10 protein-coding genes are annotated in these 13489 nt (G+C 43.1%); 1 reads left to right on the forward strand and 9 read right to left on the reverse strand.

Annotated features, from left to right (window positions below; all coding sequences use genetic code 11):
• Window positions 1-207: 207 nt before the first annotated feature.
• The gene (gene mfd / locus CSQ79_RS22020) at window positions 208-3726 is read right to left on the reverse strand and encodes a transcription-repair coupling factor (protein ID WP_099703270.1); all 3519 of its coding nucleotides are present in this window, start codon (window positions 3724-3726) and stop codon (window positions 208-210) included.
• 543 nt (window positions 3727-4269) lie between these two features.
• Between mfd and CSQ79_RS22025 the strand changes: the two genes are divergently transcribed.
• Window positions 4270-5562 carry a hemolysin family protein gene (locus CSQ79_RS22025; RefSeq protein WP_099703271.1) on the forward strand — a complete coding sequence of 431 codons (1293 nt, stop codon included), beginning with the start codon at window positions 4270-4272 and terminating at the stop codon, window positions 5560-5562.
• Window positions 5563-5594: 32 nt separating this feature from the next.
• Here CSQ79_RS22025 and CSQ79_RS22030 read toward each other — a convergent pair whose 3' ends face one another.
• From CSQ79_RS22030 to petE, 8 genes are all read right to left on the reverse strand, one after another.
• A complete protein-coding gene (locus CSQ79_RS22030; protein WP_099703272.1) occupies window positions 5595-6239 on the reverse strand; it encodes a Uma2 family endonuclease in 645 nt (214 codons plus the stop codon).
• 139 nt (window positions 6240-6378) lie between these two features.
• A complete protein-coding gene (locus CSQ79_RS22035; RefSeq protein ID WP_099703273.1) occupies window positions 6379-7230 on the reverse strand; it encodes a hypothetical protein in 852 nt (283 codons plus the stop codon).
• A gap of 29 nt (window positions 7231-7259) precedes the next feature.
• Window positions 7260-8240: a hypothetical protein gene (locus CSQ79_RS22040; RefSeq protein WP_099703274.1), complete on the reverse strand. Its 981-nt coding sequence runs from the start codon at window positions 8238-8240 to the stop codon at window positions 7260-7262.
• 15 nt (window positions 8241-8255) lie between these two features.
• The gene (locus CSQ79_RS22045; protein ID WP_099703275.1) at window positions 8256-10445 is read right to left on the reverse strand and encodes a hypothetical protein; all 2190 of its coding nucleotides are present in this window, start codon (window positions 10443-10445) and stop codon (window positions 8256-8258) included.
• A 165-nt stretch (window positions 10446-10610) separates the two neighbouring features.
• The gene (locus CSQ79_RS22050; RefSeq protein ID WP_099703276.1) at window positions 10611-11303 is read right to left on the reverse strand and encodes a rhomboid family intramembrane serine protease; all 693 of its coding nucleotides are present in this window, start codon (window positions 11301-11303) and stop codon (window positions 10611-10613) included.
• A gap of 354 nt (window positions 11304-11657) precedes the next feature.
• On the reverse strand, window positions 11658-12371 hold the full coding sequence (locus tag CSQ79_RS22055) for a rhomboid family intramembrane serine protease (protein WP_099703277.1): 714 nt from the start codon (window positions 12369-12371) through the stop codon (window positions 11658-11660).
• Between the two features lie 227 nt (window positions 12372-12598).
• Window positions 12599-12937 (reverse strand): cytochrome c6 PetJ, encoded by a 339-nt coding sequence (gene petJ / locus CSQ79_RS22060; protein WP_502693954.1) that lies wholly within the window; start codon window positions 12935-12937, stop codon window positions 12599-12601.
• A gap of 111 nt (window positions 12938-13048) precedes the next feature.
• A complete protein-coding gene (gene petE / locus CSQ79_RS22065) occupies window positions 13049-13468 on the reverse strand; it encodes a plastocyanin (protein WP_099703278.1) in 420 nt (139 codons plus the stop codon).
• Window positions 13469-13489 lie beyond the last annotated feature (21 nt).

The following is a 13489-nucleotide window of genomic DNA, read 5'->3' on the forward strand; positions in this document are numbered from 1 at the left end:
CCCGCTTAACAATACGCTGTCTGCATTGTAGCATCGACACAGAAGGCATTTTTCAGTTGAAAGCGTATCATAAATTTACTAAGACTTGCTATCAATAACCGCAATTCACCGATGAGAAGTCAAGAAGGTTTGGTAATGGGTCGGTGACAGGGAATGGAGAAATAAATAGTCTTTCCGATTACCAGTTACCAATGACCAATTCCCAATTCATGTCAGTACAGGTTCGGGCAGTGCGCCTTGCATTTTACTTAAATAGTCAATCAGGTTTTCGAGTTGTTGATGAGCGCTGAGGACACCTAAACCGCGTACAGTAACTTTACCAGGGGAATAGACAAAACGCGATCGCAAGTGTTCGGGTAAGTTGGCTGCAAGTAGATTCCACGCGGGTTCTTCCATTGGAGTTTCTAAAATTATGTGTTGCTTTCCTTCAGGTTTAATGCGGCTGAATCCCAAAGATTTAGCAACTTGTTTGAGTTCCATCACCCGCAACAGTTGATTGGCACCACTCGGAATCGTACCGTAGCGATCGCTCCACTCTGCTGCTATTTGTGTTAATTCTTCTTTCGTTTTTGCCGCAGCGACGGCGCGATAGGCACTCATTTTTTGATCCATATCGAGAATATAGTCGGTGGGAATAAATGCGGTGAGGTTGAGGTCGATTTGCGTATCATCAACACTGGGAATTTCTTGTCCGCGAATCTCGCGAATTGCTTCTTCGAGCATTTCCATGTATAAATCAAAACCAATTGCATCCATTTGACCCGATTGCTCTGCACCGAGTAAATTACCCACACCGCGAATTTCCATATCGCGCATCGCCAGTTGATAACCTGAACCGAGTTGCGTAAATTCTTGAATTGCGCGTAAACGTTGCCGTGCTGCATCCGATAAGGCGCGTTGCTTCGGGTAAAATAACCAGGCATGGGCTTGTATCCCCGCACGACCGACACGACCGCGTAGCTGGTAAAGTTGCGACAATCCAAAACGGTGTGCATCTTCAATTAAAATTGTGTTGACTCTGGGAATATCTAATCCCGATTCAATAATTGTGGTACAAACTAAAATATCTGCTTCGCCGTTGCTAAACGTGAGCATCGTTGATTCAAGTTCGCCTTCATCCATTTGCCCGTGAGCGATCGCAATTCTGCCTCCTGGAATCATTTCCCGTAATTTTGTCGCCGTTTCTTCGATACCATCCACACGCGGAACAACATAAAACACCTGTCCGCCGCGATCGAGTTCTTGGCGAATTGCACTGCGTACCGAGTCTGAATCATACGGTGCTAAATGCGTTTTAATTGGACGACGCGTTGGGGGTGGTGTTGTAATCAAACTCATCTCGCGAATTCCTGACAGCGACATATATAAAGTGCGTGGAATCGGAGTTGCACTCAGCGTTAAAACGTCAACTTGCGTTTTGAGTGACTTAATTTTCTCTTTTTGATTGACGCCAAAGCGCTGTTCTTCGTCTACTACTAATAAACCTAAATCGCGGAAGTTTACACCTTTACCGAGTAGCTGATGCGTACCCACAACAACATCTAATTCTCCTGTAGTGAGGCGGCGTTGAATATCGCGGCGTTCTTCAGCAGTGCGGAAGCGATTGAGTAAACCCACTTGAATTGGGTAGGGGGCAAAACGTTCTTTGAGCGTGTGGTAATGCTGCTGTGTGAGAATCGTCGTCGGTGCAAGTAGGGCGACTTGTTTACCCGCAGTGACAGCTTTAAAAATGGCGCGGATCGCCACTTCAGTTTTCCCAAAACCGACATCACCACAAACCAAACGATCCATCGGGCGATCGCTTTGCATATCGCGTTTAACGTCTTGTACCGCTTTTAGCTGATCTGTTGTCGGTTGGTACGGAAACGAATCTTCAAGTTCTTCTTGCCAAGGTTGATCGGGGGGATATGCTAAGCCTTGTTGTTGCGATCGCGCGGCGTATAATTTCAGCAAGTCAACAGCAAGTTTCTTAATTGCCTTGCGAACGCGATTTTTAGTATTCGCCCACGCTTTCCCCGTCATTTTGTTTAATTGTGGGGGTGACTCAGTTGTACTGCGAAATCGCGATAACGATCCGAGTTGATCGGCGGCGACGCGCAATAAACCATCAGCATATTGAATAACAATATATTCGCGGGTTTCTTTATTGAGAGTTAAGCTTTCGAGTTTGAGAAACTTTCCAACACCATGATTGCGATGGACAACATAATCGCCAGGGCGTAGCTTATTTAAATCAACTTGCTTCGATGTAGCTTGACGGCGCTTGCGAACATAACTTGGTGTTGCTAAAGTATGCTGACCGAAAAACTCGCGATCTGTCACGAGTGCGAGTCGGAACGTTGGTAAAATAAAGCCTTCGAGTTCGGCTAAACCCGAATACTTCAAAGCGACCGGCGTGTGCGATATTTGCAGCTTATCAATTGCTTGAAAGTCGCGCGGATTGGGAATAAACTGTGCAGGACAATCGTGTTCTTGTAATAGCGAAACAGATCTAGAAGGCTGCGCTGAAACTAACCATACCGAAAAACCGCGATCGCGTTCAGTGCGAATTGTCTCAGCAATCTTGGCAAATTGATGCGGTGTTACGGGTACAGGACGACTAGCGAGATTGATGGCTGTAGGTGCGGAATTTTCTTCTACGACAAGTTCTGAGAGATGGAGTTGGCGAAAGTTGCTGGCGGTTGCTAGGGATTCCTCAAAAGCACGATGAATGCGCGGTAAATGACTGAGTGCAGCGTGCTGTTCCTCTGCGTTTTCTACCCAACGATCGCTATGCGCTTGACTTTGTTCAATTTCGTCAATGGCAATGAGTGTATTTTCAGGCAAATAATCAAGTAAAGATGCAGGTTTATCAAAGGCTAAACCTAAGAAGCGACGGCTACCTTCTAAAGTGTGATTTGTCTCAAATTGTTCTTGTTCTTCTGGTGATAAGTAGGTATTGACTTGTTGCTTCTTGTCAGCTAAGGCGGAAATGATAATCGGTGCAAAAGTTGTCGGAGTGAGTACCAGTGAATCGATTTTATCTAAAGCACTGCCATTAGAACTACGCGATCGCTGTGTAGCTGGGTCAAATTCGCGAATTTGTTCAATTTCATCCCCGAACCACTCTAAACGCACGGGTAACTCGGAAGCCACCGGAAACACATCGACAATATCTCCGCGCCGACTCCATTGTCCTTCAGTTTCTACGAGCGGTACTCGTTCGTAGCCTAACTGTGCTAGTTTGTCACCAAAATCATCTAGATCTAACTCCATCCCCTGCGTCACGCTCAAACAATACGGCTGAAACGCTTCCAAGGGTGGTAAATGTGGTTGCAACGCCGCCTGAGTCGCGACAATTGCCATTGGTGATTGTTCTTGCCCATTACCTGTTACCGATGACCCATTACCTCTAATTAAATCTGCTAAAACTTGCATTTGTCCCCACGTCATTTCCGTTTCAGGGTCAAATGGTTCGTAGGGAGAAGCTTCAGAAGTCGGATAAAAATGTGTTGTTTGCCAGCCCATTGCTTCAAGCTGTGCTGTCCAGCGTCCGGCGTCTTCGAGGGTGGAACACACAACCAAAAGATGCGATTGCGCCTCTTGTGCCAAAGCTGAAGCCACCAATCCTTTAGGAAGGCGAGGAATGCCGTTTAAACGACAGACGCGCTGTCGCTCAAGTTTAGCTAAAATTTCTGTTGTGAGCGGCGATCGCCCCAAAGCACGAACAATGGAAAAAAATGCCATAGCTTCCGCTGTCTTATTGATGTCTTCTGCTTAACACAATGCGCTGAACATACGTTCTTTGACTATTTTAGAGTCCCTGACGCGATGGTATTTTATGAGCAAGGGTTGGATTTCCCTACTCTATACTGTTTTGTTTTCGATGTTGCTACGGCTAAGCAGAGGAGCCGCTTTTTTCGTGCGGGGATTTCCCCATTGAGGAGCGGATTCGTTGCGGAGGTTCCCGCGCCCTGTAGAACTCCGCGTGAGCCACTGCGCCCTTGGGGGTGTCCCCCGTTGTAGCAAGTGGCGTCAAACTGGCTTGAGCAGGGGGGCTTCAGGTGCAGAGGAGATTTAAGATTTAATAGCTATGATCAATTGCAATCATTTTTAAAATTGGTATAACAAGACCAATCTTGAGTCAACTCAGAATGTTGATCAGTTTTCTCTTCCCACGACTTGACAACTCAGACATAATAATGACATTTATGATTCACTCGCTCCGGACTTCGTCCCGCTGCGCTAACGTCCCTCGCTCCTCGCTCCTAGCTCCTCTAAGTTTCCTCCATGAACTTTGAAATTCTGATCATTTTTCTGCTGATCGTCGCTAATGGCATATTTGCTATGTCAGAAATAGCGGTCGTTTCCTCACGTAAAGCACGGTTGCAACAATTGGCAAATGAAGGTAATGCTAAAGCACGAGCGGCATTAAAACTTGCCGAATCGCCGAATAACTTTTTATCAACAGTGCAGGTGGGAATTACACTGATTGGGGTTCTTACAGGTGCTTTTGGCGGGGCGACGATCGCCACAAATCTCGCAAATTATCTCCAGCAAATTCCTGGGCTTGCGCCGTATAGTCAAGCGATCGCATTAGCTATTGTCGTCTTAACTATTACGTATCTTTCCCTAATTATCGGCGAACTTGTGCCGAAGCGCCTAGCATTACATAGCCCTGAACGAATTGCTGCCAATATTGCAATGCCCATGCGTACGATCGCGGCGATGGTTTCTCCGGCTGTTTATTTTTTGAGTGCTTCGACTGATTTTGTTTTACGTATTTTAGGAATTGGTCCTTCAACTGAACCGCTGGTAACTGAAGAAGAAATTAAAGTTTTAATCGAACAAGGTACTGAGGCGGGAACCTTTGAAGTTGCTGAACAAGATATGGTTGAGCGTGTCTTTCGGCTGGGCGATCGCCCTGTAAGTGCATTGATGACACCTCGTCCTGAGATTGTCTGGCTTGATTTGGAAGACTCTCTTGAAGCAAATCGTCATAGAATTATCGATGGCGGTCACTCGCGCTTTCCTGTATGTCAAGGAGGGCTAGATAACGTTCTGGGAATTGTGCCTGTCAGTGACTTACTTGCCCGTTGCTTGTCAAACCAACCCTTAGATTTAACCGTTTCGCTGCGTCAGCCCGTGTTTGTGCCAGAAAGTACTCGTGGGTTGAAAGTTTTGGAAATGTTTAAGCAAACTGGGACGCATATTGCCCTTGTTGTTGATGAATACGGAGTGATTCAAGGATTAGTCACACTCAATGACATTCTGATTGAAATTGTTGGTGATGTTCCTTCCGACGACAATCAAGAAGAACCCCAAGCCGTACAACGCGAAGATGGTTCTTGGCTGCTGGATGGTATGTTATCAATCGATGAATTCTTTGAACTTTTTGCAATTAAAGAAATCCCTGCAGAACATCGCGGTAGTTATCAAACTTTAGGTGGTTTTGTGATTACCCATCTTGGGCGCATTCCCACAGCTTCTGACTACTTTGAATGGCAAGGGATGCGAATTGAAGTTGTTGATATGGATGGTAATCGCGTTGATAAAGTGCTAGCTGCACCTATGAAAACTTAGCAGCAACCTGAATAAATAGTAAAAGGTTTTTATTAACTATCGCCCGCAACTCTCACCCACTGGCGAAAAGCTTTCATTGTGGTATTTCTCCCCGCAGTTCTACTTTGCTCTAAATATTGAGGAATTGCCTCAACTAGAGGTATGTTTGGAAAATTCATGCTGTTTGGTGAGACAATATATTTACCAGCTTGGAGTAAATTAATTTGTAATTTGCCTTGCTCAAAGCGCCACAGTTCAGGAACCCCAAGTGCTTGATAAATATTTGGATGCGTCCGAGAAGTAATATCAATTTCTAATGCTAAATCAGGTGGAGGATCGACAGTTAAATCAAGGCGTTTCTTACCGCGAATTGCTAGCTCATTTTGAATATAAAAACATTGATCTGGTTCAATACCTTTAAGCATTGCTTGATTTTTGTAAGTTGTTGAGCCAAGCGTTAAGAATTCAATATCTAATTCTTCTAATAGAGCTTTGACTAAATCGCCAATAATTTCTTTGGCTGCCTCGTGTTCTGGTAGGGGCGTCATAATCTCCAAAGTCCCATTATCATAAGCAACTCGTGCTGAGCGATGTTCTCCTAACTCATCTAAAATCAGCTCAAACTCTTGCCAACTGACTTCATGAAATAACACGTGCTGTCCTGGCGGAACGCTTAGTTTTTTTAGTTCTAATAACATTTTTCTATCCTTTTATAAAAACTAGCTTTTACCCACTATTAAATAAAATTTTCACCTACATGGACGTATTATTAAAATCTTCATTTTAGTGTACGAAGGTGCACTTTGCTTGAGTAGTTCCGATTTTAGTCGAAGAGCATCAGTTCAGAATAATCAATTTATTTAATCTATAAGAAATATATTGAGAAGTTGGTTTAAGTTCTGGTTGCGACTGTAATTTAGTTTCAGCAACTAGAAATAAAAGTAAGATGGCGATCGCTATCCCGACAAGTAATAAAATTAGTAATATTACGTTATTGTTTTTCTGATCTTCCTGGTGACTGTTCGCAAGTGTTTTTTCGGATGGGTAACTTTTTTTATAAGGGTCTTTCCAACCTCCTGCTTGCACAAGATTAGATAATCCTCGCCAAACTCCAGCTTGAATTAAAGTTGATTCAGATTTAATCCCTGTAACAACTAATAAAGGAGCATTCTCTCTTGGTAGATTATGTTGTTCGAGTTCGTATGCTAGTTCATCGCGTTGCTGCTTTGAATTTTTGCCAAGTTTTTTGTCTAAATTAGCCGGAAAATTATAAACATTAATAACTTCTTCAATAGCTAAATGAGTTAGTACATCAAAGTTCACTTGAAATCCATAATCGCCACCAAAAGTTACAGCATGGTCAATTTCTGTTCTTAAATTTTCTCGCAATTCGTCACGTAAAGCGCAAGATGCGATCGCGCGTAACTTTATTTCATTTGATTCTGTATCTTCACCTACCCAAGCAACAGAATTACGGATAGTACGTCCTTGAAAATCTTTTCTTTCACTTGATTCTAAACCGGTGACAAGTAACAATAAAGCACCATCAAAACGAGCTAAAATAACTGATGGTGATTCACTCTGAATCAATTCGTTAATGCGATTTTTTTTAAGAATATAGGGAACTTCAGGCTGCCAGCAATAATCATCATCTGGCGCATCACCGCGACTTTGGACGTAAATATTCATAGTTCTTGAAATCCAAATTTTTACACGCCCTAGCTAATTTTTAATAAGTCTTCTCCTTGCAACAAGGCGAAGCCGTTATTTGTTTTACATTCACTAGCAAATTGACTCACAGCTTGCTTGAGATGATAATCTCTTCCTAGCCAATCGCGAAGAAAACTAAATAAGCCCCAACTACGCGATCGCGTATCAATATGCAACTTTAAAATAAACCGCAGTAAATACCGCAAGGGTTGTTCGCTATCTTGAGGATTATATACAGCATCATGACTAATTTTACGAAAGCGAAAATGCGGGGTGCTACTATTAGTATCTATTCTAGAAAAAACAACACTACCTACCGTTTGTACAGGATTAACGACGACAGCAACTTTAGGTAACAAATTAGCTGAATTAAATAAGTCAATTAAGCGGCTGTATCCTTCTTTAACTCGCTGCAATAGTTCTTTAGCCGAGGCTTCAGTTTGGAGATATTTTTCACATTTAACTGGTGCAAATATCACTAATCGCGGTGAATCTAAATCTTGATATGCAGTTTTAAATAAGTCAGTCATCTGTTGCGGACGATTAATCAACTCATGCCATTTGCCGTTTTGTTCCATCAAAGCAGGCGCATCAATCGCAATCAGAACTGCAACACAATCAGTCAGCAAATTCTTGACAAATTGCCTTTTTTCTGTTGTTGCTTTTGCAGCATGATATCCACCAGGGTAATCTTGAAAATGTAATTGTAAAGAAGGCTTTTGCCCTTTTTGCCCTAAACCAAAAATAAAAGATCGCAACTCTTCAGGTTCGCCCTCAGTTCCTTGAATTCCCCCAGTTGCTTCAAAATCGTCAAGTAAAGTCTTAAGTTCCACCAATCTTTCTTGCAGAATTGCAGAACTTTCTTCATCAGGAGTCAGTTGTAAATCCGTTTTACCAATATTGCTTTCAAATTGCTCATAAGTTGCCGTGAGTAATGTCGTTTTACCCACCCCACTAGGACCTAACATAGTAATTTTAATTTCGTGCATTCGATCGCTCTGACTTTAATTCAAAAATTGCATAGCATTCGATTGATTTGCTGCGGTAGCTTGCGCGATCGCATCTACCCATTCACGCCGCAGTCGCGTGCGATCGCCCAACGCAGTAAACTCTGTTTGCCAAACTTGCGCCCTAACTTCTTCCAAAAAGATCCGCCACTCTGATTTTGCACCTTCAGCGCGCAGAATGCGATCGACAAACTCTTCAACAATGGCAAATGCAGCTAAACTTGGTTCACTCAGTAAGTCTTCTAACGCTGTTTCGCAACCGTATACAGCTTCTGCATGCAGTGTTTTTAAGTTAGAGAAGATTTCTTTTGCAGTGGGTGATTTAGAAAGTTGCAGCGTTGTTTCATCAGGAGTTAACCCATCTAAATGTTTGCGAATCCGGTGTTGAATTAGCCCTCGATAGGAAATCTCAAATTCAGCCAAAATTTGAAACCCCAGTCGTAGCTTCGGTAAAGATTCGGGTAGCTGTTGGGCAATTTCCTGGAGAAATTCTACACCTGTTGCAGGTGTGATGTCACCCAAACGCCCTTGATGAATTAAAACATCCGCAACTTGCGATTTCACTCGTATAAGCGATCGCTGCAAACCAACATCCAAAGCTAAAAAATGCTGTGACAGATGAGCGCGAATTTCATGTAAGTATTGATAGTAAGCATTAGGATAACCACCTGTGCGATCGCGCCGTTTTTCAATTTGTTCAAGTTCAGGAATTCCTGTATCTTGACGACACGCTGCAATTGCTGCGGCTACTTGTTGTTTAAAATCAATATTCTGTTCATTGCGTTGCGCTTTAAGATGTCGTAGCAGTGCTTCTAAACCACTTGTGAGTTCATTCCACAAGCGCTCAAATAACTCAACAAATAAAGGAAACCAGCTATCACCTACTGTTACCTGCGCTAAAGCTTTATTCGCTTTCTCTAACTCAAGGGTTACTGTCTGCTGAAGTCTATTTAATCGCTCTTGGCATGATGTTGCATACTGCTGATCTAAAGTCGTAATATGTGCTGCTAAATAGTCAAGAATTTGATCTAAAACTTGATTGGCTGCATTAGCATCCGCACAATTAGCAATAACACAATCAACCACTTTCAAATGTTTTTCGGTTAATGTGTCGGCTAAATCTTGACAGTTATTGGAGTTATCCCCATTTTTTGAGTGAGCATCAGTGCGATTTAGCACCATAAACGACCACAATTCGAGTGGCAAGTCAACTAATGCAGCGCGTGCAGTATCATACAACCGCACATCAACATCCGCCCAGTAGTCGCCGGAGGATTTTGGCATGCGCACAAATAACACCACATCGACATCGTTTCCTAGCGTTTTAACAAGTCGTTCAGCATCACCAACGCCAGTATCGCCTAATCCTGGCATATCAACTAAGGCAATTTGTCCGACATCCGCATGCGGGAAGGTACAAACAATTTTAACTTCACGGACTGCGAGATAATTGAAAAACACGCGTTGACCATCAGTTGTATCTTGGGCAACATATTCGCGAATTTCTGATCTTGAGATTCTTTGTGGAGAAGGCGATCGCAGTAAGTGACGGTACTTGTCGATATGGGCGTGATACCTTCCTAAATGTTCGTGCATTGCTCCTGGTTCAGCGTAGCCAGGAAGTTCGCGGGGTAAGGATGGTAACGGATTATTAGTGAATTCAGCTAGGGTAATTGGTTTAGTTCCTAGCCGTAGCTGTTCATAATAGGGCGCAATTACTTCATCTAAAAATGATCGCTCAGAATGAAACCAAACCTCGCCATAAACATCGATACTAGGATTATGGTGGATTGTACTGCGAACACCTGTACAGTGTTGGCGATCGCCATCAGGAATTTCGGCAGCAGTAAGTCCTGTCAAGCTTTGTAGTAAGCGACTCTTACCTTGTCGAGCGCGTCCAACTACACCAATATTCAGCGTATCACGCGCAAAACGTTGCTGAAGTTGTCTTAGTGCTTGTAGTTCCGCTGCAATGTGACTCTGTATCGATGAAAGATCGATTTCCTGTAAACGTCCCCAGCTATTCACATCATCAACTTTTGTGAGAATACGTTGGCGATGCGCTTCAAGTTCTCGCAGGGTTTGAGCAAGAGTTTCTAGATTTGCGACTACTGTGGTAATTTTTTCTGCTAAAGGACGGCGTTTTTCTACAATGCTAGCAATTTGCCTTGTGCGATTTACATTCATTTGAAGGTGTTGTCTGAATGCTTAGCGAATAAATTTGTTGCCAGATAAATAAAGCCCACGGCTGTGGACTTAACCAATAAAACTCTTATTTTAGTGTGCGGTTGTCACACTTTGTTTTGGTAGCCCCGATGCCAGTCGGAGGGCATCTCTATTGCGATGTACGTGCTAATCACGCCGCATTAACCCTAACATTGGACCTAAGATTGCTCCAAAAACAAAACCTCCCGCGTGTGCCCAATAAGCAACACCACCCCCTTCCATACCAACATTTGTGCGTGCAGGTAAGCTAACTAAACCATAAAACGCTTGCTGAACAAACCAAAATCCAAGGAAAAAATAGGCAGGGATGCGAAATGTTGTGATGAAAAATCCTAAAGGAATCAAAGTTAACACCTGGGCTTTAGGATAGCGGAGGATGTATGCGCCCATAACACCTGCGATCGCACCACTCGCACCCACCATTGGAGTCCCAGAATTTTGCGAGAAAAACCACTGCGCCAATGCAGCTAAAACGCCACAACTGATATAAAAAATGAAAAATTTGAGATGACCTAAACGGTCTTCAATATTATTACCAAAAACCCACAAAAATAACATATTGCCTCCTAAATGCAGGAGACCGCCGTGCAAAAATTGTGATGTTACTAAAGTCAACCATTCTGGTATTCCTTGAGCTACAGGCACAGGACAGGTTGAGGATAATTGACATGGCACGACTGCTGCGCGGCTAAAGAATGCTTGTAGTTCTTGCGGTGAAAGCGTTGCTTGATATAAGAAAATAAATATGTTTGCTCCAACGATCGCATAAGTTACATAGGGCGTGATCGATGTTGGATTATTATCTCGCAGTGGTACCACAGATTTGCTTCCTATTCGTCAAATACAAATGCTAATGTATCGTCTGCCCCTTTACCACCACTATTTAGTCATAATAACTAAAAGCTAACCTCTTTGTTGCTAGCGAGTATATATTTGTTATTTGTGATGCTCTCTATCTGCAACAATTGCAACAGCTATTCTCTATAGTGTTTTCTCAAATTTGCTTACAGAAGTAAAAGGAAAACGGTTTCCTTTACATTAGACTTCTTGCAAAAGTACTTAAACTGTCATGTTGAGCCAAGCGAAACATCTCGCGAGATTCTGCGCTACATTACATTCCGCTGGGAATGACATTCATAATTTTTCGACTTTTGCAAGAGTTCTATTTTATGTTTAGAGATATTCTTGCTGCGAATCGTCTTTAAATAAGCCTAATACTGGACCTAAAATTGCTCCAAACACGAAACCACCAGCGTGCGCCCAGTAAGCAATACCACCGCTTTCCATACCGATATTTGTGCGGGCTTCTAAACTCGCAACTCCATAAATAGCTTGTTGGAGAAACCAGAAACCGAGAAAATAAAATGCCGGAAGTCGCACGGCAGGAAAGTAAAATCCTAAAGGAATTAACGTCAATACCTCAGCTTTTGGGAAGCGAATAATATAGGCTCCCATGACACCTGCGATCGCGCCACTTGCACCCAAAGAAGGCACTGTCGAACCTTGAGAGAAGAACCACTGCGCTAAGCCTGCTAAAACACCGCAAACTAGGTAGAAAAACAAAAACTTAAAGTGTCCTAAACGATCTTCGACATTATTGCCAAAAATCCATAAGAACAGCATATTGCCTCCTAAGTGTAGAAGACCACCGTGGAGGAACTGCGATGTAATTAATGTTGCCCACTCTGGTACAGGCTGATTTACCGGAATTCCAGCCAAGCTGGCGGACAACTCACGCGGTACAATTGCAGCTAAATGGAAAAAAGCATCAAGTTGTTGTGGAGGCAAACTTGCTTCGTATAAGAAAGCAAGAACGTTTGCAGCAATTAGCCCATAGGTAACATAAGGCGTAATTGACGTAGGATTGTTATCTCGAATAGGAACCATGCAATTTGTTGTGAGAAACTGGCAATCACAATAACCAATTTTTTAATTTATATCTTCTAACTAGTGGATGGATTTGGCAATTCACTAAGAGTAAGTAACCGGTAGATAGTGGCTAGTGGCTGGTGAATAGAGATCTTGCAAAAGGCACATTTGCGTATATCGAGTCGGCAGTTAGATTACCCTGTAACCTACTAATGGTACAAAGTATAATCATGAGGCTGATTTCCTTACCATCCTGTATCAGCTTTGATCAGAACATAGGCTGCAACGTCTTGAATTTCGCGCTCGCTCAATCGACCTCTAAAGGCTGGCATAGCGCTTTTACCATTACGAACTTGGTTCACAATCGCAGCCATTGAGTTCATCTTATATTTTTCTAGGGCTGGTAACTTTAGGGTTTTGTAGGCAATAATCACGTTACCACCGCCCATATGACACGCCCAACAGTAATTTTGAAAGATTCTAGCACCGTTAGTTTCTGCTAGAGCGGCGTGCGTTGCACCAAAAATTAAAATGGCGATCGCTAGCACGACAAGCGATAGTAATTTTTTCAAGTCATTCCTCATCAGGCTTGATTCAGCAATCAAAATGCCCCAAGAGTTGATTTTGTGACTCTTGAGGCACCGACAGCGATGTGGCAGGTTTAATTTATGCCACTGAACGCGCAAGCAGCATAATTAGCCTTCAACGGTAATTTTGCCAATCATCCCAGCACCACGGTGAGGTTCGCAGTAGTAGGTATAGTCGCCTGCGGGTGCGTCTTCTGGGAAGGTCGTTTTAACTTGTTGACCAGGAGTCATGAGCAACTGCTTGTGAGACAGACCTTTCGCTAGATCTGCACTCTTAGTAGGGTTATTAGCTGCATCGAAGACAACGTTATGGGGAGGTACTTTGTTGTTTATCCATTCAACTGTGTCACCAGGCTTGACTGTGAGTTTTGCCGGATCAAAAACTAACATGCCTTTATCAGAGCCTAGTTTAACTTGGTAAGTTTCAGCTGCTGCTGTAGGAGCAAAGAACGCAAAGCTACCGACAACGAGTACGAGTGCTAAGACAACTGTACCGAAGCGCCGCAAAGTTGCAGCAATAGATTTCATAGTTTTCTCCAAAGAGGTTTA

Source organism: Gloeocapsopsis sp. IPPAS B-1203, assembly GCF_002749975.1.
In the GTDB taxonomy this organism is placed as follows: domain Bacteria; phylum Cyanobacteriota; class Cyanobacteriia; order Cyanobacteriales; family Chroococcidiopsidaceae; genus Gloeocapsopsis.